This is a genomic window from Streptomyces sp. NPDC093018 (assembly GCF_040684035.1).
In the GTDB taxonomy this organism is placed as follows: domain Bacteria; phylum Actinomycetota; class Actinomycetes; order Streptomycetales; family Streptomycetaceae; genus Streptomyces; species Streptomyces murinus.
Map to the genome: position 1 here is coordinate 117786 of NZ_JBFBFF010000015.1, position 21798 is coordinate 139583.

A 21798-nucleotide genomic window follows, 5' to 3' on the forward strand; every position below is an offset into this window, starting at 1 on the left:
CGACGGACGAGGTCTTCGAGCTGCGATCCGAGTCATGTCGGCAGGATTCCGTACAGTGCCTGCCGAGCCCAGCAGTCTCCCCCCTTCCGGTGAACCTCAGCTCTTCCGGTGGCCTATCAGCCGCGGTCGCTGCTCCAGGCCGTCCAGGCCGTGCCAGGCCAGGTTCACCAGATGGGCCGCCACCTCCGCCTTCTTCGGGCGGCGGACGTCCAGCCACCACTGGCCGGTCAGGGCGACCATGCCGACCAGGGCCTGGGCGTAGAGGGGGGCGAGTTTGGGGTCGAAGCCGCGGGACTTGAACTCGCGGCCCAGGATGTCCTCCACCTGCGTGGCGATGTCGGAGATCAGCGACGCGAAGGACCCCGTCGACTGCGGGATCGGCGAATCGCGCACGAGGATACGGAAACCGTCCGTGTACTCCTCGATGTAGTCGAGCAGCGCGAACGCCGCCTGCTCGCACAGCTCACGCGGATGGCCGGCCGTCAGCGACCCGGTCACCATGTCGAGCAGGCGCCGCATCTCACGGTCGACCACCACCGCGTACAGCCCCTCCTTGCCGCCGAAGTGCTCGTACACCACCGGTTTGGAGACCCCGGCCTTCGCCGCGATCTCCTCCACCGAGGTGCCCTCGAACCCCTTCGCCGCGAAGAGCGTGCGACCGATCTCCAGCAACTGCTGGCGGCGCTCGGCACCGGTCATACGGGTCCGGCGGGTCCGCCGCTGCTTGTCTTTGTCAGTTCCTGGATTGCTGCTGGAATCGGTCGCCACGGCGTCAATCATGCCGCCTCGGCGGCCTCCTTCCGGCGCCGGGAGCCGCCATCCGCGTCGTTACGGCGCGAATCGATACGCGAGCGTGACGGCCAGCGCACGTCGTACGCCCAGCCCAGCCGCTCGAAGATCCGGATGAACCGGGCCGAGGAGTCGAGCTGCCCGCGCATCACCCCGTGCCGCGCCGACGTCGGGTCGGCGTGGTGCAGGTTGTGCCAGGACTCGCCGCAGGACAGCACCGCCAGCCACCACACATTGCCCGAACGGTCCCGCGACTTGAACGGCCGCTTGCCCACCGCGTGACAGATCGAGTTGATCGACCACGTCACATGATGCAGCAGCGCCACCCGCACGAGTGAACCCCAGAAGAACGCGGTGAACGCGCCCCACCAGGACATCGTCACCAGACCACCGATCAGCGCGGGCAGCAGCAGGGACAGCGCCGTCCACAGCACGAACTGCCGGGAGACCGCCCGCAGCGCCGGGTCCTTGATCAGATCCGGCGCGTACTTCTCCTGCGAGGTCTGCTCCTCATCGAACATCCAGCCGATATGCGCCCACCACAGCCCCTTGAGCAGCGCCGGAACCGTCTCGCCGTACTTCCACGGAGAGTGCGGATCGCCCTGAGCGTCGGAGAACTTGTGGTGCTTGCGGTGATCGGCCACCCAGCGCACCAGCGGCCCCTCCACCGCCAGCGACCCCATGATCGCCAGCGCGATCCGCAGCGGCCGCTTCGCCTTGAACGAACCGTGGGTGAAGTAGCGGTGGAAACCGATGGTGATGCCGTGGCAGCCCAGGTAGTAGAAGAACACCAGCAGGCCCACATCGAGCCAGCTCACCCCCCAGCCCCAGGCCAGCGGCACCGCGGCCACCAGCGCCAGGAACGGCACGGTGATGAACAGCAGCAGCGTGATCTGCTCGATCGACCGCTTCTTCTCACCGCCCAGCGTGGCCAGCGGAGGGGAGGTGTCGGTGGCCTTACGGGCTTCTTCGATCACATCGGAATGTGAGGTCATGCGCGTCCCCTGTGGGGTCGAGGGTCGGGGGTGGGTGTGCCGGGCCGGCGAAACCGGACGCGGGGAGTCCGTACGTCCCTACGGTTCCGTAACCTACGGCAACGTAAGTATGGCAGTGAGTCGAGCGGCGGCAAGAGCCCTGAGAGCCTGCGCGTCCCCATCGACACCTATCCTTGGAATCGGTCGGACAGCGCGGTCCGCTGAAGTTTCCTTCCCGGACGCTCCGGCCCGTATGCGGCACAGGCCGCGCGGCAGACGGCCGGGTACCTCCCCGAGACGCTTCAACACTGCAAGGAGCCGCACCTGTGAGCAGTGCCGACGACCAGACCACCACGACGAGCACCGAGCTGCGCGCCGACATCCGCCGCCTGGGTGATCTCCTCGGCGAGACCCTCGTACGGCAGGAAGGCCCCGAACTCCTCGAACTGGTCGAGAAGGTCCGCCGCCTCACCCGCGAGGACGGCGAAGCCGCCGCCGAGCTGCTGCGCGGCACCGAACTGGAGACCGCCGCCAAGCTCGTACGCGCCTTCTCCACCTATTTCCACCTCGCCAACATCACCGAACAGGTGCACCGAGGCCGCGAACTGCGCGCCAGGCGCGCCGCCGAGGGCGGCCTCATCGCCCGTACGGCCGACCGCCTCAAGGATGCCGACCCCGAACACCTGCGGTCCACCGTCCACCACCTCAATGTCCGGCCCGTCTTCACGGCGCACCCCACCGAGGCCGCCCGCCGGTCCGTCCTCAACAAGCTCCGGCGCATCGCGGCCCTCCTGGACACCCCCGTCCTGGACTCCGACCGCCGCCGCCACGACATCCGCCTCGCCGAGAACATCGACCTGGTGTGGCAGACCGACGAACTGCGCGTCGTCCGCCCCGAACCCGCCGACGAGGCCCGCAACGCCATCTACTACCTGGACGAACTGCACGCCGACGCCGTCGGCGACGTCCTGGAGGACCTCACCGCCGAACTGGAGCGCGTCGGCGTCCACCTGCCCGACGACACCCGCCCCCTCACCTTCGGCACCTGGATCGGCGGCGACCGCGACGGCAACCCCAACGTCACCCCCCAGGTCACCTGGGACGTCCTCATCCTCCAGCACGAACACGGCATCAACGACGCCCTGGAGATGATCGACGAACTGCGCGGACTCCTCTCCAACTCCATCCGCTACACCGGAGCCACCGAGGAACTCCTCGACTCCCTGCGCGCCGACCTCGACCGGCTGCCCGAGATCAGCCCCCGCTACAAGCGCCTCAACGCCGAGGAGCCCTACCGCCTCAAGGCCACCTGCATCCGGCAGAAGCTGGAGAACACCAAGCAGCGCCTCGCCAGGAGCACCGCCCACGAGGACGGCCGCGACTACCTCGGCACCGCCGAACTCCTCGCCGATCTGCGCCTCATCCAGGAATCCCTGCGCCGCCACCGCGGCGCCCTGTTCGCCGACGGCCGGCTCGCCCGCACCATCCGCACCCTCGCCGCCTTCGGCCTCCAGCTCGCCACCATGGACGTCCGCGAACACGCCGACGCCCACCACCACGCCCTCGGCCAGCTCTTCGACCGGCTCGGCGAGGAATCCTGGCGCTACGCCGACATGCCCCGCGAGTACCGCACCAAGCTCCTCGCCAAGGAACTACGCTCCCGCCGGCCGCTCGCCCCCAGCCCGGCCCCCGTCGACGCCGCCGGCGCCAAGACCCTCGGCGTCTTCGGCACCGTAAAGAAGGCCCTCGACGTCTTCGGACCCGAGGTCATCGAGTCCTACATCATCTCCATGTGCCAGGGCGCCGACGACGTCTTCGCCGCCGCCGTCCTCGCCCGCGAGGCCGGACTCATCGACCTGCACGCCGGCTGGGCCAAGATCGGCATCGTCCCCCTCCTGGAGACCACCGACGAACTGCGCGCCGCCGACACCATCCTGGAGGACATGCTCTCCGACCCGTCCTACCGGCGCCTGGTCGCGCTGCGCGGCGACGTCCAGGAGGTCATGCTCGGCTACTCCGACTCCTCCAAGTTCGGCGGCATCACCACCAGCCAGTGGGAGATCCACCGCGCCCAGCGCCGGCTGCGCGACGTCGCCCACCGCTACGGCGTGCGCCTGCGCCTCTTCCACGGCCGCGGCGGCACCGTCGGCCGCGGCGGCGGCCCCTCCCACGACGCCATCCTCGCCCAGCCCTGGGGCACCCTCGAAGGCGAGATCAAGGTCACCGAACAGGGCGAGGTCATCTCCGACAAGTACCTGATCCCGTCCCTGGCCCGGGAGAACCTGGAGCTGACGGTCGCCGCCACCCTCCAGGCCTCCGCCCTGCACACCGCGCCCCGCCAGTCCGACGAGGCACTCGCCCGCTGGGACGCGGCCATGGACGTCGTCTCCGACGCCGCCCACGCCGCCTACCGCGAGCTGGTCGAGGACCCCGACCTGCCGACGTACTTCCTCGCCTCCACACCGGTCGACCAGCTCGCCGACCTGCACCTGGGCTCACGGCCCTCCCGCCGCCCCGGCTCCGGCGTCTCCCTCGACGGACTGCGCGCCATCCCCTGGGTGTTCGGCTGGACCCAGTCCCGGCAGATCGTCCCCGGCTGGTTCGGCGTCGGCTCCGGCCTCAAGGCCCTGCGCGAGGCGGGCCTAGACGGCGTCCTCGACGAGATGCACGAACAGTGGCACTTCTTCCGCAACTTCGTCTCCAACGTCGAGATGACCCTCGCCAAGACCGACCTGCGGATCGCCCAGCACTACGTCGACACCCTCGTCCCCGACGAACTCAAGCACGTGTTCGACACCATCAAGGCCGAACACGAACTCACCGTCCGCGAGGTCCTGCGCATCACCGGCGGCGACGAACTCCTCGACGCCCAGCCCGTCCTCAAGCAGACCTTCACCATCCGCGACGCCTACCTGGACCCCATCTCCTACCTCCAGGTCGCCCTGCTCAAGCGCCAGCGCGACGAGGCCGCCACCGGCGGCGAACCCGACCCGCTGCTCTCCCGCGCCCTGCTCCTCACCGTCAACGGCGTGGCGGCGGGCCTGCGCAACACCGGCTGACCGACAGCCGCAAACAGAGGTGCCCCCGAGGTCGTACGACCCCGGGGGCACCCCCATGTCAAAGCCTCACTGCACCGCGATGAACGCCGCCGTCAGCAGACCCACGCCCGCGAGCCCCAGCCCCCACGCCACCCGCCGCAGCCGCATCCCGCCCGCGACCACCACCGAGGCCAGCAACAACGCGCCGCCCAGCGGCACCCAGGCGTACAGGATCCCCGCCGGACCCGAACGCAGCGCGTCCGAACCGCCCGGCTTCAGCACCACGTCGTACGTCCGCCCCTTGCGCACCGCGACCGCCTCCGCGATCTCCACCCGCGCACGGGCCCGCGCCCCCGCCGACGTCGGCGTGAACGCACCGCTGCACGTACCGTCCGCACACGCGGTCACCTTCACCGTGCCCTGCTCGCGGCCCTTGGTCAGCAGCACATGCTGGGCGTTCCCCCAGGAACCCCACACCCCCGCGAACACGATCAACGCGGCGATCGCGCCCATCGTCGCGACCCGCCCGAACCACAACGCGGACACGGACGCCTGACGGGCGGAACGGCTGGCGGTGGGGGACATGGCCGGGATCATTGGCCATACCCCTGCGACCGGTCAACTCGGCCCGGCGGCAAAGCCGTACAAGTCAGGAGTTGTACGTCCCCTGCGCCCGCTCCAGGCCCTCGGTCACCAGAGCCTCCACCGCGTCCGCCGCACGGTCCACGAAGTAGTCCAGCTCCTTGCGCTCACCGGACGAGAAGTCCTTCAGCACGAAGTCCGCCACCTGCATACGACCCGGCGGACGACCGATCCCGAACCGGACCCGGTGGTACTCCGCGCCCATCGCCTTCGTCATCGACTTCAGACCGTTGTGCCCGTTGTCACCGCCGCCCAGCTTCAGCCGCAGCGTGCCGTAGTCGATGTCCAGCTCGTCGTGCACGGCCACGATGTTCGCCACCGGCACCTTGTAGAAGTCCTTCAGCGCGTTCACCGGACCACCGGACAGATTCATGTACGACATCGGCTTCGCCAGGATCACCCGGCGACCGGCGGGACCCGCGGGACCGATCCGGCCCTCCAGGACCTGCGCCTGCGCCTTCCCCGCCCGCTTGAACTTTCCCCCGATCCGCTGCGCGAGCAGGTCCACCACCATGAAACCGACGTTGTGCCGGTTCATCGCGTACTCCGGCCCGGGATTCCCGAGCCCGACAACCAACCAGGGGTCATTGGCGGGGGTGGTCACGTCCATGTCTCCTTGATACGCGCCAGCCGCCGCTCCCCGCGAGGGAGAGCGGCGGCTGAACAGATGATGAGAGGGCGAGGATCAGGCCTCGGCAGCCTCGTCGGCCGCGGCCTCTTCGCCCTCGGTCTCCTCGGCCTGGGCCTGGAGAACCTGGAGAACGACGGCGTCCTCCTCGACGGCCAGCGAGACACCGCTGGGGAGCTTGATGTCCTTGGCGTGGATGGAGGCACCGGCCTCCAGGCCCTCCACGGAGACGGTGACCGACTCCGGGATGTGCGTGGCCTCGGCCTCGACCGGCAGCGCGGCCAGGACGTGCTCCAGCAGGTTGCCGCCCGGGGCCAGCTCGCCCTCGGTGTGCACCGGGATCTCGACGTTGACCTTCTCGCCGCGCTTGACCAGCAGCAGGTCGACGTGCTCCAGGAAGCCCTTCAGCGGGTCGCGCACGACCGACTTCGGGATCGCCAGCTCGTTGGACTTGCCGTCGATGTCCAGGGAGATCAGGACGTTCGGCGTACGCAGCGCCAGCAGCAGCTCGTGGCCCGGCAGGGTCAGGTGCACCGGGTCGGAACCGTGGCCGTACAGGACACCCGGAACCTTGTTCTCGCGGCGGATGCGGCGGGCCGCACCCTTGCCGAACTCGGTGCGGGACTCGGCGGCGATCTTCACCTCGGACATAGGGATCACTCCTCGTAGTACTAGGAACGGACGTGGTCACCCGGCCACGAACGGCCTGCTACGAAGAGCGCGTCGATAACGGACCGCCGTACGCACGCGTACGGCCTCCCTCGCCGAGCAACTCCAGAAGCTTACCCGGACCCGGAGGCCGTACCAAAAGGATCTTCAGCTAGCCGAGACGGCCGGCCTGAAGAAACCTCACTGCTCGTCGAAGAGGCTGGTCACCGAACCATCCTCGAACACCTCACGCACCGCACGCGCGATCGTCGGAGCGATCGACAGCACCGTGATCTTGTCCTGCTCACGGCCCAGCTCCGCCGGCGTCGGCAGCGTGTTCGTGAACACGAACTCGCTCACCCGGGAGTTCTTCAGCCGATCCGCCGCCGGACCCGACAGCACACCGTGCGTCGCCGTCACGATGACATCCTCCGCACCGTGCGCGAACAACGCGTCCGCGGCCGCGCAGATCGTGCCACCGGTGTCGATCATGTCGTCCACCAGCACACAGACCCGGCCCTTGACCTCACCCACGACCTCGTGGACGGTCACCTGGTTCGCCACGTCCTTGTCACGCCGCTTGTGCACGATCGCCAGCGGCGCGCCCAGCCGGTCGCACCAACGGTCCGCCACCCGCACCCGGCCCGCGTCCGGCGACACCACGGTCAGCTTGTTCCGGTCCACCTGCTCGCCCACGTAGTCCGCGAGCAGCGGCAGCGCGAAGAGGTGGTCCACCGGACCGTCGAAGAAGCCCTGGATCTGATCCGTGTGCAGATCCACGGTCAGAATCCGGTCGGCACCCGCCGTCTTCATCAGATCCGCGATCAGACGCGCCGAGATCGGTTCACGACCACGGTGCTTCTTGTCCTGACGGGCGTAACCGTAGAACGGCACGATCACCGTGATGGAGCGGGCCGACGCGCGCTTCAACGCGTCGATCATGATCAACTGCTCCATGATCCACTTGTTGATCGGAGCCGTGTGGCTCTGGATCAGGAAGCAGTCCGCACCACGGGCCGACTCCTGATAGCGGACGTAGATCTCACCGTTGGCGAAATCGAAGGCCTTCGTCGGGACGACCCCGACACCCAGCTGCTGGGCGACCTCCTCGGCAAGCTCGGGGTGGGCGCGGCCGGAGAAGAACATCATCTTCTTCTCGCCGGTCGTCTTGATCCCGGTCACAGCACTGTCTCCTCAGAGGTTGTCTCAACCCAGCCGACGTCTCGACCGGCCTCCCGTCCGAGCGTGAGAGGCCGAATCAGCTGGTAGGGGTGCGGGTGCACACGTGCGGATGTGCACTTATCACGGTACGCCGACTTTGACGCACTCGTTTCCGGTCAGTCCTCGTCACCGACCTGCCGGGAGGCATCCTCAGCAGCCTTCGCCGCCGCACTCCCCGGCCGCTTACGAGCCACCCAGCCCTCGATATTCCGCTGCTGACCACGGGCCACGGCCAGCGAACCGGGCGGCACATCCTTCGTGATCACGGACCCGGCGGCGGTGTACGCACCGTCCCCGACCGTGACAGGCGCCACAAACATGTTGTCCGAACCCGTACGGCAATGCGACCCGATCGTCGTGTGGTGCTTGTCCTGCCCGTCGTAATTGACGAACACACTCGCCGCACCGATATTCGTGTGCTCACCGATCGTCGCATCACCCACGTACGACAGATGCGGCACCTTCGTGCCCTCACCGATCCGCGCGTTCTTCGTCTCGACGTACGTCCCGATCTTGCCCTTCGCGCCGAGCCGCGTCCCCGGCCGCAGATACGCGTACGGCCCCACGCTCGCCCCCGCACCCACCACGGCCCCGTCCGACACGGTGTTGTCCACCCGCGCCCCCGCACCCACCTTGGTGTCCTTCAGCCGGCTGTTCGGACCGACCTCCGCGCCCTCCGCGAGATGCGTGGCACCGGACAGCTGCGTACCCGGATGCACCACCGCGTCCCGCTCGAACGTCACGGTCACATCCATCCACGTGGTCGCCGGATCCACCACGGTGACACCGTCCAGCATCGCCAGCGTCAGCAGCCGGTCGTTCAGGATCCGGCGCGCCTCCGCCAGCTGTACCCGGTTGTTGATCCCCGCGATCTCCCGGTGATCACCCGCCACCGACGCCCCGACCCGGTGCCCGGCCTCGCGCAGGATCCCCAGCACATCGGTCAGGTACTCCTCGCCCTGGCTGTTGTTCTTGCGCACCTTCGTCAGCGCGTCCGCCAGCAGCCGCCCGTCGAACGCGAACACCCCGCTGTTGATCTCCCGGATCGCCCGCTGCTCCGCGCTCGCGTCCTTGTGCTCCACGATCGCGGTCACCGCGCCCGACGCCTCGTCCCGCACGATCCGGCCGTACCCGGTGGCGTCCGGGACCTCGGCGGTCAGCACGGTCACGGCGTTGCCGTCGGCGTGATGGGTCCCGGCGAGGCCGCGCAGGGTCTCGGCGGTCAGCAGCGGGGTGTCGCCGCAGACCACGACGACGGTGCCGGTCACGGTCCCGCCCAGCTCCTCCAGGCCCATCCGTACGGCGTGTCCGGTGCCGTTCTGCTGCTCCTGCACGGCGGTGCGGACGGCCGGGTCGGTCTCCGTCAGATGCGCGGTGACCTGCTCACGGGCGTGGCCGACGACGACGACGAGGTTCTCGGGCTTCAACTCGCGGGCGGCGGCGAGCACATGGCCCACGAGGGAGCGGCCGCAGATCTGGTGCAGCACCTTGGGTGTGGCCGACTTCATACGGGTGCCCTCACCCGCTGCGAGAACGACGACGGCTGCCGGGCGGATGGCACTCACGGTTTGCCCTTCGGCTCTGAGGGTGGGGAACAGCCGCAGGATACCGGGGCGGGGTTTGGGAGATATGGGGGCGGGCCCTGAGGGGGCGTCGGCCGGTCAGGACCCGAACTGGGTATTTGCTCCCCCGCCAGGACTCGAACCCGGACAGATGGCACCAAAAGCCACAGTGCTGCCAATTACACCACGGGGGAACATATTCGATGAAACGGACATTTAGTCCGTCCGTCGAACGGCGCCTCCTACTATGCCGTACCAAGCGCCTTCCATGCGACGGTACAAGGTGGCGCTCTGCCTGACGTAGAGCACGAGGCAGCCACGGTAGTTGGCGCCCGTGTTCTTGCGGACCGTTCTGGGATTGTGCTTCTTCAGCGTGGCTCGGCTGAACTTGGACACATAGACGCCGACGACGTCGGCCCAGTACTTCTCGGCGGCTCGAACGTCTGCGGTTTCGTGAATGCAGACGCGCAGCTTGGGCTTGGAGCCTTCCGCCCAGTAGAGGGCGACGCCCGCGATGAAGAGTTCCCGGTCTGTCAGTTCGCCGATGGAGGCCGCCGCCTCCCGCTTGGTCCCGCCGCCCTCTCCTGCTCCTGGGACGCCCGCAGTCTCGCCAGCCCCGCGGCCCGCCCGCCGCAGCGCCACCGCCTGTTTCCGTAGGTCCTCGAAGCCGGCGTATTTGCCGTGGGTGTGTGCCATGGGCATACCGTCCAGGCGGAATGCGTGCTTCCGGGGTCGAACGGAACGAGTTCAGTAGTTCGAGTGATACCGGGAGGTTTCGATGTCGGTTGGTTACGGAGTGTGGTGTGTGGAGGTAGGTGAAAGTCACCGGAAAAGCCGCACGCGTCGCCCGTAGGCTGGACGCATGACCATGACGGGGGAAGAGCACACCAGGGGGCTGACCGGCCCTTGGTGGTGGCCACGCCGGCGCAGCGCGGTGTTCGACGGCGCGCTGGCGCTGGCGTCCGCGCTGGAGTGCGGCGCGGAGGGGATCGGTTTCGCCCGGGACGCGGGGATCCCGCTCTGGGCGGGTGTCCTGTTCGGCACGGTGGCCGGTGTCGTGCTGCTGGTGCGGCGCAAGTGGCCGGTCGCCGTGGTGCTGGTGGCGATCGCGGTGACCCCGGCGCAGATGGGTTTCCTGCTGGGCATCGTCGGCCTGTACACGCTGGCCGCGGCCGAGGTGCCGCGCCGGGTGATCGGGGCGCTGGCGGGGATGTCGCTGGTGGGCACGGCGGTGGTGACGTTCGTACGGGTGCGGCAGGACATGGCGCGGGGCGATCTGACGCTCGGTGACTGGTTCGTGCCGTTCGCCGCGGTGGCGACGGCGTTGGGGCTGACGGCTCCGCCGGTGCTGCTGGGGCTGTATGTGGGGGCGCGGCGGCGGTTGATGGAGAGTCTGCGGGAGCGGGCGGACAGTCTGGAGCGGGAGCTTCAGTTGCTCGCGGAGCGGGCCGAGGAGCGGGCCGAGTGGGCGCGTAACGAGGAGCGGACGCGGATCGCGCGGGAGATGCACGACGTGGTGGCGCACCGGGTGAGTCTGATGGTGGTGCACGCGGCGGCGTTGCAGGCGGTGGCCCGTAAGGATCCGGAGAAGGCGGTGCGCAATGCCGCGCTGGTGGGGGACATGGGCCGGCAGGCGTTGACGGAGCTGCGGGAGATGCTCGGGGTGCTGCGGGCGGGAGACGCGGGGGCGGGCGCGCGTGCCGTGGCGGTGCCGCTGGCGGCGGTGGGTGAGGCTGCCGCGGCGGCCGCGGCCGCTGCTTCGCGGGTGGTGGAGGAGGCCGGTGAGGGGCCCTGGCTGTCGGAGCTGGAGGAGTTGGTGGGGCAGTCCGCGGCGGCGGGGATGGTCGTGGAGCTGTCGGTGCAGGGGGAGGTGCGGTCGTATGCGGCGGAGGTGGAGCAGACGGCGTACCGGGTGGTGCAGGAGGCGCTGACGAACGTGCACAAGCATGCGGCGGGGGCGAAGACGCAGGTGCGGTTGGCGCATCGGGTGTCGGAGATCGCGATGCAGGTGGAGAACGGGCCGCCGTCGGAGCCGGGCTCGGCGTCGGCGGCGGGTCTGCCCTCGGGTGGCAATGGGCTGCTGGGGATGCGGGAGCGGGTCCTGGGGCTGGGCGGGGTGTTCGTGTCGGGTCCGACGGATGCGGGGGGTTTCCGGGTGTCGGCGGTGATTCCGGCGGCGTAGGGCGGGGTTTTTTGGGGGCTTCGGGTGTTCAGCCCGCGGTGAGCCGTACGGGTTCTATGCCGGTGATGAGGGCGGCCAGGGCGTGGTCGATGTCGGGGCCGAGGTACCAGTCGCCGGTGTGGTCGAGGCCGTAGACGCGGCCCTCGGTGTCGATGGCGAGGGCGGCGGCGGTGTCGGTCTCGGTGCCGAGGGGGCAGAGTTCGGTGCCGAGGGCGCGGCCGAGGTCGCCGAGGGTGCGGGCGAGGTGGCGGCCGTGCAGGGGGTCGAGGTGGAGGGTGGCGGGGGCGATCTGGCGTCCGCTGCCGCCGGGGGCGATGTGCAGGCCGCCGAATTCGGCCCAGGCTTCGACGGCGGCGGGGAAGACGGTGTGCCGGTGTCCGGCGGGTGAGGTGTGTTCGCGCAGGGTGTCGGCCCAGATCTCGGCCTGCTTTATGTCCCAGCGTCCGGGTTGCCAGCCGGCGGCGCGCAGGGCGGCGTCGACGGGGACGGGGAAGCGCGTGGTGGAGGTGCGGTCGGCGTGCATCTGCCCTTCGTTCGTCGTGCTCGTCCGTCGTGCCGACGGGGTGGTGCGGGGTGTCCGCGTGGTCAGTCGTTGGTGGTGGGGTCGACGACGCGGACGCCGAAGTGGGAGGTGAGGGCGCTGCATGCGCGGCAGGGGGTGGCGAAGCTGCCGTGCAGGGGGTCGCCGTCCTCGCGTATGCGGCGGGCGGTGAGTTTGGCGTGCTTGAGGGATTTGCGGGCCTCGCCGTTGGTCATGGGTCTGCGGGAGGCGCGTTTGCTGCGGGTGGCGTCGGCGGCGGCGAGGTGCCGGGAGATGAGGATGGTTTCGGCGCAGCGGCCGGTGAAGCGGTCGCGTTGGGCGCTGGGGAGGGTGTCCAGGAAGTCCTGGACGAGGGGGTGCAGGGTGGGGGGTTCCTCGCCGCGGGCGGCGGTGCCGGTGAGGGTGGTGCCGTGGACGGAGAGGGCGGCGGCGACGGTGGGCAGGATGCCGTCGCGGCGTTGTCGCAGGGTGGGTGCGGTGGGTGCCTCGGTGCCGCTCCAGTCGATGCGCGGGTCGCCGGCGCGCACGTCGGTACCTCCGGTCTGCAAGGTATTCATGTTGGCTTTCCCTCCCCGGGCTGTCCCCCGAAGGACACAGGGTGCCAAATGCCGTGGGTCGTGCGGAAGCTGGGGCGGTGCGACACGCCCGTGATGGGTGGGGTCGGTCACGGTGGGGTGACGGCTGGTCACGGAGGTGGGGTGGGGGTGGCGGGTGGTGGTTGTGGTGTGTGTCGCGGGGATGCGGTGGGCCGGTGACCGGGGTTCGGGTACCGCTTAGGCTGTCGGCATCCGCGATGGACACCGCCGTTCAGGCCTAAGAGAACGCCTCAGGGGGCAATCGCCATGACGACAGGTCGGCTCGGGCTGGGGACACCTCCCGGCCGCCAGGGGGGACAGGCCGTGCCGCCGAACGCGGCGTACTCGGGGCAGGTCGTGCATTTCCCGGATCCGGTGCGGGCGGCGCGTCACCCTGGTGGGGTGCGGGTCGATGAGCGGGGGTTTCCGGATTTCTCGCCGTATGCGCGGGTGGCGGTGGAGATCGCGGAGCCGCCGGAGGGTTTCGGTGTCGACGAGTTGCGGCTGACGGACTATGTGTCGGCGAACGCGGCGCTCGCGGCGGCGGGGCACGAGTGGTGGGACACGGTGCCGGATGTGGCGACGCCGCACGGATGGACGTGGCATCACGTGGCGGGTACGCGGCGCCTGGAGCTGGTTCCGGTCGATGTGAAGGCGTTGCTGCGGCATCACGGTGGGGTGGCGACGGCTCCGGTGGACCACGGCAAGCGGGGTACGCGGCCGTTGCAGGAGACGCGGCCCGCGCATTTCGGTCTGCCGAAGTCGGGTGTGGCGGTGACCGAGGCGCAAGTGCAGGGGGTCGAGGAGGATCTGGGGTACCGGTTGCCGGGTGCCTATCGTGACTTCCTGAAGGCGGCGGGTGGTTGTGCTCCGGTGGGTACGGCGTTGGTCGCCGAGCTGGGGTTGCTGCTGGACCAGCCGTTCTTCACGGTGCGGGACGAGGCCGCGGTCAATGACCTGGTCTATGTGAACAAGTGTCTGCGCGACCACCTGACGAAGGACTATCTCGGGGTGTCGTTCGTGCAGGGCGGGTTGCTCGCGGTGAAGGTGAAGGGCGAGCGGCTCGGTTCGGTGTGGTTCTGCGCGTACGACGATGTGCGGGACGTGGATCCGTCGTGGCCGCCGGCGGAGCGGGTGGAGCGTCTGCTGCTGCCGTGCGCTGATGACTTCGACGCGTTCCTGTCCCGGCTGGCGGGTAATCCGCCGGAGTTGGAGACGGTGGCGAATCTGATGGTGGACGGCGGTTTCGCGCGTGTCGTCCCGGTGTCTTCCGGCCCGGTGGGGGAGTGAGCTGGCGATGGTGACGTACGCGCAGGCGCAGGAGCGCGCCGAGGAGTGGATCAACGGCGATGTGCCCGCGTATCAGCACCGTGAGGTGCGGGTGCGGGAGTTCGAGCTGGGGTTCGTGGTGTGGGGCGAGGACCGGGCGGAGGGGCCGCGGTCGGACGCGGGTGCGCAGCGGCTGGTGATCGCCCGGGACAGTGGTGAGGCCACGTTGTGGCCGGCGTTGCCGGTGGGTGAGGTGATCCGCCGGTACGAGGAGGAGTACGGCCGTCCTGACGGGCCCCAGGAGTCGGCGCCGGCGCCGGTTGCGGCGCGGTTGGATCTGAATCAGACGTCGTTCCTGCTGACTCCTCCGGAGTGGTTGCAGGAGGCGGCGGACAAGATGGGGATAGGGGAGCGGCGGCAGCCGGCCACCGATTCCGGTGCCTCGCAGGGTGTTGGGGTCGAGGGTTCGGGTGCCTCGCAGGGGGCTGGGGTCGCGGGTTCCGGTGCCTCGGAGGGTGCCGGGGTGGCGGGTTCGGGTGCTTCGGAGAGTGCCGGGGTCTTGGCCGGGGGCGATCCGGCGCGGACGCAGGCCGGGCCTCCGTCGGCTCCCGCCGCCCCTGCGGTTCCTGCCCCTGTGGCTGCTCCCGTTCCGGCTGATGTGCCCGTCGGGGCGACCCCGTGGGCCGGTACGGACACGAACGGGGGCGCGGGTGAGGACGACGACCGTTCGGTGCCGTTGCCCGCGACGGTGTTCGCGCCGCCGCTGAGCGGTTTCGACGATGACGCGCCGCGGCCGCCGGTCTCGGTGCCGGACGCGAAGACGGCGCTGATGTCGGGCGGCAGCCAGTTGCCGCGTACGGCGGTCGCTCCGGCGCTGGATCTGCCGAACGCGCCGGGCGCGCCGGGTGGTTCGCCGGTTCCGGGTGGTGCGCCGGGCGCGCCGCTGGGGAGTACGCCGCCTCCGCCGCCGGTTCCGGGCGCTTCGGCGTATGGCTATCCGCAGGCCCCGGCAGGCCCTGGGACCCCTCCTCCGGGCAGCACGCCGCCGCCGGGTGCGCCGGTCCACGGGTATCCGCAGGGGCCTGGTGCGCCGGTGCCGCCGGGCAGCACGCCGCCACCGGCCGTTCCGCCGCAGGCTCCGGGTGGCCCGGGTGCTCCGGCCGCCGGTCCCGGTGCGGCCGAGCGCCCGCTCGCGCCGAACGCCGGGGACATCGCGGACGCCGCGACGAGCAAGGCCGCGCCGCCGCCGAAGAAGGCGCGCGGCGGGGTGGGTGTGCCGCCTCCGCCGCCGGGCGCCCCGGGTGCGCCGGGCGCGCGTCCGGGGAATGTGCCGCCGCCGCCCGCGCCGGGTGCGTCCTCGGGCGGGTATGTGCCGACGCGTCTCGTGTCCGCGATCGACCCGGAGGGCCTGGCGGGGCAGGACGGTACGGCGGGCGGTCCCGGCGGCGCACCGACTGCCCCCGAGCCGTCCACGACGCCCCCGGGCGAAGTGCATCACGCGGCCACGATGCTGGCCGGTCCCGCGCAGCTGGGTCCCGGCGTCCCGCAGCCTCCGGCGCCCCCGGGGATGCCGGGCGCGCCCGGTGCTCCGGGTGCCCCCGGGATGCCCCCCGTCCCCGGTGCGCCGCAGCCTCCCGCGGCTCCGGGTGTGCCCCCGGCTCCCGGTGCCCCGCAGCCTCCTGGCGCTCCCGGTGTGCCCGGTGCCCCCGCGGCGCCGGGTGCTCGTGGTGCCGTACACCAGGCGGAGACCATGCTGGCGGCGCCTCCCGTGGGCGGCCCCGGGATGCCGCCGCCCCCGCCGCCGGCCATGCCCGGAGCGCCCGGTATGCCTCCGGGTGTGCCCGGCACGCCGCCGCCGATGCCTCCCGCGCAGATGGCCGCCCCCGTGCCGGGGCAGCCCGCGGCGTACGGGTATCCGCAGGCCGGGCAGCCCACGGTGGGCCCGGGGTATCAGGCCGTGCTGCGGTACCGGGCGCAGGACGGTTCGGAGCAGCAGCTGATCCGGCGTTCGGCGCCGGGTACGCCGCATCCGGAGTGGCAGATCTTCCATGAGCTGCGGTCGATGAACGTGCCGCCGGACCAGGTGCTGGAGCTGCACACGGAGCTGGAGTCGTGCGAGCTGCCGGGTGCCTACTGTGCGCGGATGATCCGGGAGCAGTGGCCGCAGGCGCGGATCACGAGCATCGCGCCGTACGGCACCGACCATGCGAGCCGGCAGCAGGGGATGGGGCAACTGCTGGCTCATCAGGGTGAGTTGCATCAGGTGGCGGACGGTCCCGCGCGGCCCGCGCCGGTGCGTGCGCCGTTGCCGCCGGTGCAGGCCGCGCCGCCGGTGCCGCCGGAGGCCGCCGGGCAGGAGCTGGCGGCGGCGTTCGGGCCGGGAGTCTTCCGGTTCGAGCAGCAGGCGGTGTCCCGGCAGGGGGTGCCGCCGGTGGTGGCGCACACCCTGGTGGTGGCCGGACTGCCGGTGGACATGGGCCCGTTCTTCTGGGCGCAGGCGCAGCCGGGCCGGCCGGTGCCGACGCTGGCGGAGCTGGCGGCCGAGCGCGGGGTGGCACCCGCGGCGGACGCGGGGTCGTATCTGGTGATGGGTACGGACTTCGGCAAGGCGCTGTGTGTGCAGTACGGGACGGCGCACATCGTGGCCGTGCCGGTGGAGGCCGGTCCGGGTGGTGCGCCGGTGCCGCCGCAGTTCGTGAACTCCGGGCTGCCGGAGTTCGTGCGCTGCCTGGCGCTGCTGGGCCGGATGTGGCGGCTGCGGTACGGGCTGAACCAGGAGCAGGCGGGCCGTTGGACCGTCGACTTCCAGGCGCAGCTGGCCGCGTTGGACCCGGCGGCGCTGGGTTCGCCGGAGAGCTGGTGGTCGGTGCTGCTGGAGCAGATGTGGGACGGGCTGCTGTAGCCCGGCCCGCGGGAACACCCCGGGGGCCGGGAACACCCCGGGGCGGTGAACCGCGGCACTCCGCCCGTGACACGGCTGCGGAGTGTCGCGTTATGAACAGTTAAGCCCTATCCGTCACGATGTGCGCGAACTCTTGCTGTCGTGCCTGTCCGTCGGAGAGGGGTTCCCGAGGTGAGCTGCGCATGGATGCCGCCGGACGGCTTCGCGACCGGCCGGGGGCGCGGGTACCGCCCCGCGCAGGTCGACGCGTACCTGGAGGCGCTGTCCGGGGACCGGGACGCCGCGTGGGAGCGTGCCGCGCGGCTGACCGTGCTGGCCAAGGACATGGCGGCGGAGGCCGCGCGGCTGCGCGAGGTGGTCTCCCGGCTCCGGCCGCAGGAGTACGACACGCTCGACGACGGTGCCCGCCGGCTGTTCCGGCTCGCGCTGGAGGAGGCGCGGCAACTGCGGGAGCGTGCGCGGTGCGAGGCGCGCGAGCGGGTCGCGCGGGCGGCGGCGGACGCGGAGGGCGTGCGCTTGGCCGCGCAGGAGGACGCGGACGCGTTGCGCACGGAGGCCGACGAGCGCGCCCGCCAACTGCTGCTCGCCGCGCGGGCGGAGGCCGACGATCTCCGTGTCGGTGCGCGGCGCGCGGTGAAGGAGGGCCGCAAGGAGTCCCTGGAGGCGCTGCGCGAGGTACGGCGGCGCACCGCCGACCTGCTGGCCGAGCGGTCCCGGGAACAGGCCGAGCACTGGGCCGGTGAAGAGCGCGCGGAGTCCGGGGAGGCGGCGGCCCTGGACGCGCGCGAGGCCGCGCTGGTGGCCCGCGCGGAGGAGGAAGTGGCCGCCGCGGGGCGGGCCTTGGCGGCGGCGGAGGAGTACGGCCGCCGGTGCGAGGAGGAGGCGCACGCCCGCGCGGCCGCGATCGTCGCCGAGGCCCACGCGCGCGCCGACCGCATCGCCCACGAGACGGAGCGGGTGCTGCGCGAACACAGCGCGACCTGGGACGACGTGCAGGCGCACATGGACCATGTGCGCAGCAAGCTGACGGCGCTGACCGGTCAGGCGGTCGTGGAGTAGCGACGGCGGGCGGAGACGGACCCGGCCCGGGGGTGGAGACGAACCCTGAGAACGGGTCCACCCAGGGGTGGTGGTCCCCTAGGGGTCTCTCCGTACAACGGGTCGGGGAGGGCTCGTCCCGGCGGAGGACGAGCCGGGACAGGGGCGTTCCTTAGGCTGGCTTTACGCCGCTGGGGGGTGGCGGCCCGACCGGGGGGGGGTTTCCCCCTGCCGAAGAGGGGGCTCCGCACCAGCGCGCCGCACCCTCCCCGGACGCGAGACTCATCGATGTGGCCGGGACCACGCCCGACGCGGACAGCATCCGCGTACGGACGTGGCCGGAACCCGCATGCACCGGAGCACTGGAACACCGGGGCATCGCACACGCACCTGCCGACCGATATAGGAGACATACCGTGACATCGGCTGTGACCATTCCCAGGCACGGGGGCACTGGAGGGCTGACGGCCGTTGCCGCGCGGGCGCGGCAGGTCGTGAAGGCGTACGGATCCGGGGAGACCCGTGTCGTCGCCCTGGACCGCGTCGACGTGGACATCGCCAGGGGCCGGTTCACCGCGATCATGGGCCCCTCGGGGTCCGGCAAGTCCACGCTGATGCACTGCCTCGCGGGCCTGGACACCGTGACGAGCGGTCAGATCCATCTGGACGAGACCGAGATCACCGGCCTGAAGGACAAGAAGCTCACCCAGCTGCGCCGGGACCGGATCGGCTTCATCTTCCAGGCGTTCAACCTGCTGCCGACGCTGAACGCGCTGGAGAACATCACGCTGCCGATGGACATAGCCGGCCGCAAGCCCGACCGCGTCTGGCTGGACCGGGTCGTGGAGACCGTCGGCCTCGCCGGGCGGCTCAAGCACCGGCCGACCCAGCTGTCCGGCGGCCAGCAGCAGCGCGTCGCCGTGGCCCGCGCGCTCGCCGCCCGCCCGGAGATCATCTTCGGTGACGAGCCGACCGGAAACCTGGACTCGCGGGCGGGCGCCGAGGTGCTGGGCTTCCTGCGCCGCTCGGTGGACGAACTCGGCCAGACCATCGTCATGGTGACCCATGACCCGGTCGCCGCCTCGTACGCGGACCGGGTGCTGTATCTGGCCGACGGCCGGATCGTGGACGAGATGCACCAGCCGACGGCCGATCAGGTCCTGGACCGCATGAAGGACTTCGACGCCCGGGGACGTACGTCATGACCGTGCTCAGAACCTCGATGCGCAACTTCTTCGCGCACAAGGGCCGTATGGCGCTCTCGGCGGTCGCGGTCCTGCTGTCGGTCGCCTTCGTCTGCGGCACCCTGGTGTTCACGGACACCATGAACACCACCTTCGACAAGCTGTTCCAGGCGACCGCCTCGGACGTCACGGTCAGCGCCCAGGGCTCCTCCGACACCAGCCAGACCACCTCCCGCACCGGCAAGCCGCCGGTCATGCCGGCCTCCGTCGTCTCCACCGTCCGCGGGACACAGGGTGTGCGAGCGGCCGAGGGCACGGTGTTCTCCACCTCGGTGACCGTGATCGACGCCAAGAAGGACAAGCTGTCGCCGACCAGCGGCGCCCCGACCATCGTGGGCAGCTGGAACGGCAATGACGCCCGCACCATGGAGATCACCACCGGTACGGCCCCCAAGGGCCCCGACCAGGTGATGGTCGACAAGGACACCGCCGCCAAGCATCACCTGAAGCTGGGCGACGACATCGGCATGATCTCGGTCGTGGGCACGCACCACGCCCGTGTGTCCGGCATCGCCGCCTTCAAGGTGACCAACCCCGGCGCGGCCATCTTCTACCTGGACACCAGGACCGCCCAGCAGACCCTGATCGGGCGCACCGGTGTCTACACTGACGTCGATGTCACCGCCGCCAAGGGCGTGACGGACGACCAGCTCAAGAAGAACGTGACGGCCGCCCTCGGCCACGGCTACAAGGTGCGCACCGCCAAGGAGGTCGCCGACGCCAACCAGAAGAGCGTCGAGAGTTTCCTGAACGTCATGAAGTACGCGATGCTCGGCTTCGCCGGGATCGCCTTCCTGGTCGGCATCTTCCTGATCATCAACACCTTCTCCATGCTGGTCGCCCAGCGCACCCGCGAGATCGGATTGATGCGCGCCATCGGCTCCTCCCGCAAGCAGGTCAACCGCTCCGTGCTGATCGAGGCGCTGCTGCTCGGTGTGCTCGGCTCCGTGCTCGGCGTCGGCGCGGGTGTCGGCATCGCGGTCGGCCTGATGAAGCTCATGAGCGGCATGGGCATGGAGCTGTCCACGGACGATCTGACGATCGCCTGGACCACGCCCGCGCTCGGCCTGCTGCTGGGTGTCGTGGTCACCGTCCTCGCGGCCTATCTGCCCGCCCGCCGGGCCGGCAAGGTCTCCCCGATGGCCGCCCTGCGCGACTCCGGCGCCCCGAGCGACGCCAGGGCCGGTGCCGTGCGCGCCGTGCTCGGACTGGTGCTCACCGGCGCCGGCGGCTGGAGCCTGTACGCCGCCTCGGCCGCCGACAAGGCCACGTCCGGATCGAGCCTGCTGGGCATCGGCGTGCTGCTCACCCTGGTCGGCTTCGTGGTGATCGGCCCGCTGCTCGCCGGCGGTGTGGTCCGCGTCCTCGGCGCGATCATCCTGCGGGTCTTCGGCCCGGTCGGCCGGATGGCGGAGCGCAACGCGCTGCGCAACCCGCGCCGCACCGGTGCCACCGGCGCCGCCCTGATGATCGGCCTCGCCCTGGTGGCCTGCCTGTCGGTGGTCGGCTCCTCGATGGTGGCCTCGGCCACCGACCAGCTGGACAAGACCGTCGGCGCGGACTTCATCATCCAGGGCGACCAGGAGTTCGCCTTCGTCAAACCGCAGATGGTCCAGCAGATCAAGGCCACGCCCGGCCTCGAACGGGTCACCGAGTACAAGCTGCTCGACGCCACCCTGAGCACGCCCGACGGCAAGGTCTCCAAGAACGAGACGATCAACGCCGCCGACGCGACCTACGCGAAGGACCTGCGCACCAAGACGGTCGCCGGTGACCTCGCCGACGCCTACCGGCCCGACTCCATGTCCGTCTTCGAGGGCTTCGCCAAGGAGCACGGCATCACGCTCGGCTCCACGGTCACGGTCGGTTTCAAGGACGGCCGGGCCGCCAAGCTGACGGTCCGCGCCATCACCAGCGACGACGTCGTGATCGACAAGGGCGCGATGTACGCGTCCATCGCGACCGCCGCGAAGTACGTACCGGCGAGCAGGATGCCGCTGGACCAGCTGGTCTTCGCCACCGCCAAGGACGGGCAGCAGGCCGCCGCCTACGCCTCGCTGAAGCGGACGCTGCACGCCGACCCGGCGCTGACCGTGCGCGACCAGACCGACTACAAGAAGGTGCTCAAGGACCAGATAGGCCAGCTGCTCAACATGATCTACGGCCTGCTGGCCCTGGCGATCATCGTCGCGGTCCTCGGTGTGGTGAACACCCTGGCCCTGTCGGTGGTGGAGCGGACCCGGGAGATCGGCCTGATGCGGGCCATCGGCCTCTCCCGCCGCCAGCTGCGGCGCATGATCCGCCTGGAGTCCGTGGTGATCGCCGTCTTCGGCGCGCTGCTCGGCCTGGGCCTGGGCATGGGCTGGGGCGCGACCGCCCAGCGGCTCCTCGCCCTCCAGGGGCTGAACGTCCTGGACATTCCCTGGCCGACGATCATCGGCGTCTTCATCGGCTCCGCCTTCGTGGGCCTCTTCGCCGCCCTCGTCCCGGCCTTCCGCGCGGGCCGCATGAACATCCTGAACGCCATCGCCACGGACTAGCCGCC

Annotated in this window: 17 protein-coding genes and 1 tRNA gene; 7 read left to right on the forward strand and 11 right to left on the reverse strand. The window is 70.8% G+C overall.

Going from position 1 to position 21798, the window contains the following annotated elements; genetic code table 11:
* Window positions 1–96: 96 nt before the first annotated feature.
* Window positions 97–780, reverse strand: coding sequence for a TetR/AcrR family transcriptional regulator (locus tag AB0N90_RS28490; RefSeq protein WP_111585970.1), 684 nt, complete (start codon window positions 778–780; stop codon window positions 97–99).
* Entirely contained in the window at window positions 777–1784 is a 1008-nt protein-coding gene (locus AB0N90_RS28495; RefSeq protein ID WP_361673934.1) for a fatty acid desaturase, read from the reverse strand. The genes AB0N90_RS28490 and AB0N90_RS28495 overlap by 4 nt, the downstream gene beginning before the upstream one ends.
* 305 nt (window positions 1785–2089) lie before the next feature.
* Between AB0N90_RS28495 and ppc the strand changes: the two genes are divergently transcribed.
* Window positions 2090–4822, forward strand: coding sequence for a phosphoenolpyruvate carboxylase (gene ppc / locus AB0N90_RS28500; protein WP_365201426.1), 2733 nt, complete (start codon window positions 2090–2092; stop codon window positions 4820–4822).
* A 66-nt stretch (window positions 4823–4888) separates the two neighbouring features.
* On the opposite strand, the gene AB0N90_RS28505 is transcribed toward ppc, so the two are convergent.
* The 7 genes from AB0N90_RS28505 to AB0N90_RS28535 all read right to left on the reverse strand — a co-directional run bounded on the left by AB0N90_RS28505 (window position 4889) and on the right by AB0N90_RS28535 (window position 10198).
* Window positions 4889–5398 (reverse strand): hypothetical protein, encoded by a 510-nt coding sequence (locus tag AB0N90_RS28505; protein WP_365201428.1) that lies wholly within the window; start codon window positions 5396–5398, stop codon window positions 4889–4891.
* Window positions 5399–5450: 52 nt separating this feature from the next.
* Window positions 5451–6053, reverse strand: coding sequence for an aminoacyl-tRNA hydrolase (gene pth, locus AB0N90_RS28510; protein WP_365201430.1), 603 nt, complete (start codon window positions 6051–6053; stop codon window positions 5451–5453).
* A 75-nt stretch (window positions 6054–6128) separates the two neighbouring features.
* Window positions 6129–6722, reverse strand: coding sequence for a 50S ribosomal protein L25/general stress protein Ctc (locus AB0N90_RS28515; RefSeq protein ID WP_361673926.1), 594 nt, complete (start codon window positions 6720–6722; stop codon window positions 6129–6131).
* 198 nt (window positions 6723–6920) lie between these two features.
* On the reverse strand, window positions 6921–7901 hold the full coding sequence (locus tag AB0N90_RS28520; protein WP_037653747.1) for a ribose-phosphate diphosphokinase: 981 nt from the start codon (window positions 7899–7901) through the stop codon (window positions 6921–6923).
* Between the two features lie 155 nt (window positions 7902–8056).
* Window positions 8057–9505, reverse strand: coding sequence for a bifunctional UDP-N-acetylglucosamine diphosphorylase/glucosamine-1-phosphate N-acetyltransferase GlmU (glmU, locus tag AB0N90_RS28525; RefSeq protein ID WP_365201433.1), 1449 nt, complete (start codon window positions 9503–9505; stop codon window positions 8057–8059).
* A 119-nt stretch (window positions 9506–9624) separates the two neighbouring features.
* A tRNA-Gln gene (locus AB0N90_RS28530) sits at window positions 9625–9696 on the reverse strand.
* 22 nt (window positions 9697–9718) lie between these two features.
* Window positions 9719–10198 (reverse strand): hypothetical protein, encoded by a 480-nt coding sequence (locus AB0N90_RS28535; protein ID WP_365201435.1) that lies wholly within the window; start codon window positions 10196–10198, stop codon window positions 9719–9721.
* A gap of 166 nt (window positions 10199–10364) precedes the next feature.
* On the opposite strand from AB0N90_RS28535, the gene AB0N90_RS28540 reads away from it, so the two are divergent.
* The gene (locus AB0N90_RS28540) at window positions 10365–11684 is read left to right on the forward strand and encodes a histidine kinase (protein WP_365201436.1); all 1320 of its coding nucleotides are present in this window, start codon (window positions 10365–10367) and stop codon (window positions 11682–11684) included.
* A gap of 28 nt (window positions 11685–11712) precedes the next feature.
* Here AB0N90_RS28540 and AB0N90_RS28545 read toward each other — a convergent pair whose 3' ends face one another.
* Window positions 11713–12207 carry an SUKH-3 domain-containing protein gene (locus tag AB0N90_RS28545; RefSeq protein WP_037653743.1) on the reverse strand — a complete coding sequence of 165 codons (495 nt, stop codon included), beginning with the start codon at window positions 12205–12207 and terminating at the stop codon, window positions 11713–11715.
* Between the two features lie 62 nt (window positions 12208–12269).
* Window positions 12270–12782, reverse strand: a complete 513-nt coding sequence (locus tag AB0N90_RS28550) for a YwqJ-related putative deaminase (protein WP_361673918.1) — start codon at window positions 12780–12782, stop codon at window positions 12270–12272.
* A gap of 285 nt (window positions 12783–13067) precedes the next feature.
* Here AB0N90_RS28550 and AB0N90_RS28555 point away from each other — a divergent pair, with 285 nt between their 5' ends.
* The 5 genes from AB0N90_RS28555 (at window position 13068) to AB0N90_RS28575 (ending at window position 21793) form a co-directional block, all read left to right on the forward strand.
* Window positions 13068–14090, forward strand: coding sequence for an SMI1/KNR4 family protein (locus AB0N90_RS28555; protein ID WP_361673916.1), 1023 nt, complete (start codon window positions 13068–13070; stop codon window positions 14088–14090).
* A 7-nt stretch (window positions 14091–14097) separates the two neighbouring features.
* Complete coding sequence (locus tag AB0N90_RS28560) at window positions 14098–16971, forward strand: SUKH-4 family immunity protein (protein ID WP_365201439.1); 2874 nt, start codon at window positions 14098–14100, stop codon at window positions 16969–16971.
* A gap of 186 nt (window positions 16972–17157) precedes the next feature.
* Window positions 17158–18030: a cellulose-binding protein gene (locus AB0N90_RS28565; protein WP_365201531.1), complete on the forward strand. Its 873-nt coding sequence runs from the start codon at window positions 17158–17160 to the stop codon at window positions 18028–18030.
* Window positions 18031–18425: 395 nt separating this feature from the next.
* Window positions 18426–19214, forward strand: a complete 789-nt coding sequence (locus tag AB0N90_RS28570; RefSeq protein WP_361673912.1) for an ABC transporter ATP-binding protein — start codon at window positions 18426–18428, stop codon at window positions 19212–19214.
* Window positions 19211–21793 (forward strand): FtsX-like permease family protein, encoded by a 2583-nt coding sequence (locus AB0N90_RS28575; RefSeq protein WP_365201442.1) that lies wholly within the window; start codon window positions 19211–19213, stop codon window positions 21791–21793. Before AB0N90_RS28570 ends, AB0N90_RS28575 begins: the two co-directional genes overlap by 4 nt.
* The last annotated feature ends 5 nt before the right edge of the window (window positions 21794–21798 follow it).

Bases quoted from the DNA above. Each gene is read 5' to 3' on its own strand.
- AB0N90_RS28490 (WP_111585970.1), bottom strand. From the start codon at position 780: ATGATTGACGCCGTGGCGACCGATTCCAGCAGCAATCCAGGAACTGAC.
- AB0N90_RS28495 (WP_361673934.1), bottom strand. From the start codon at position 1,784: ATGACCTCACATTCCGATGTGATCGAAGAAGCCCGTAAGGCCACCGAC.
- AB0N90_RS28505 (WP_365201428.1), bottom strand. From the start codon at position 5,398: ATGATCCCGGCCATGTCCCCCACCGCCAGCCGTTCCGCCCGTCAGGCG.
- pth (WP_365201430.1), bottom strand. From the start codon at position 6,053: ATGGACGTGACCACCCCCGCCAATGACCCCTGGTTGGTTGTCGGGCTC.
- AB0N90_RS28515 (WP_361673926.1), bottom strand. From the start codon at position 6,722: ATGTCCGAGGTGAAGATCGCCGCCGAGTCCCGCACCGAGTTCGGCAAG.
- AB0N90_RS28535 (WP_365201435.1), bottom strand. From the start codon at position 10,198: ATGGCACACACCCACGGCAAATACGCCGGCTTCGAGGACCTACGGAAA.
- AB0N90_RS28540 (WP_365201436.1), top strand. From the start codon at position 10,365: ATGACCATGACGGGGGAAGAGCACACCAGGGGGCTGACCGGCCCTTGG.
- AB0N90_RS28545 (WP_037653743.1), bottom strand. From the start codon at position 12,207: ATGCACGCCGACCGCACCTCCACCACGCGCTTCCCCGTCCCCGTCGAC.
- AB0N90_RS28550 (WP_361673918.1), bottom strand. From the start codon at position 12,782: ATGAATACCTTGCAGACCGGAGGTACCGACGTGCGCGCCGGCGACCCG.
- AB0N90_RS28555 (WP_361673916.1), top strand. From the start codon at position 13,068: ATGACGACAGGTCGGCTCGGGCTGGGGACACCTCCCGGCCGCCAGGGG.
- AB0N90_RS28560 (WP_365201439.1), top strand. From the start codon at position 14,098: ATGGTGACGTACGCGCAGGCGCAGGAGCGCGCCGAGGAGTGGATCAAC.
- AB0N90_RS28565 (WP_365201531.1), top strand. From the start codon at position 17,158: ATGCCGCCGGACGGCTTCGCGACCGGCCGGGGGCGCGGGTACCGCCCC.
- AB0N90_RS28575 (WP_365201442.1), top strand. From the start codon at position 19,211: ATGACCGTGCTCAGAACCTCGATGCGCAACTTCTTCGCGCACAAGGGC.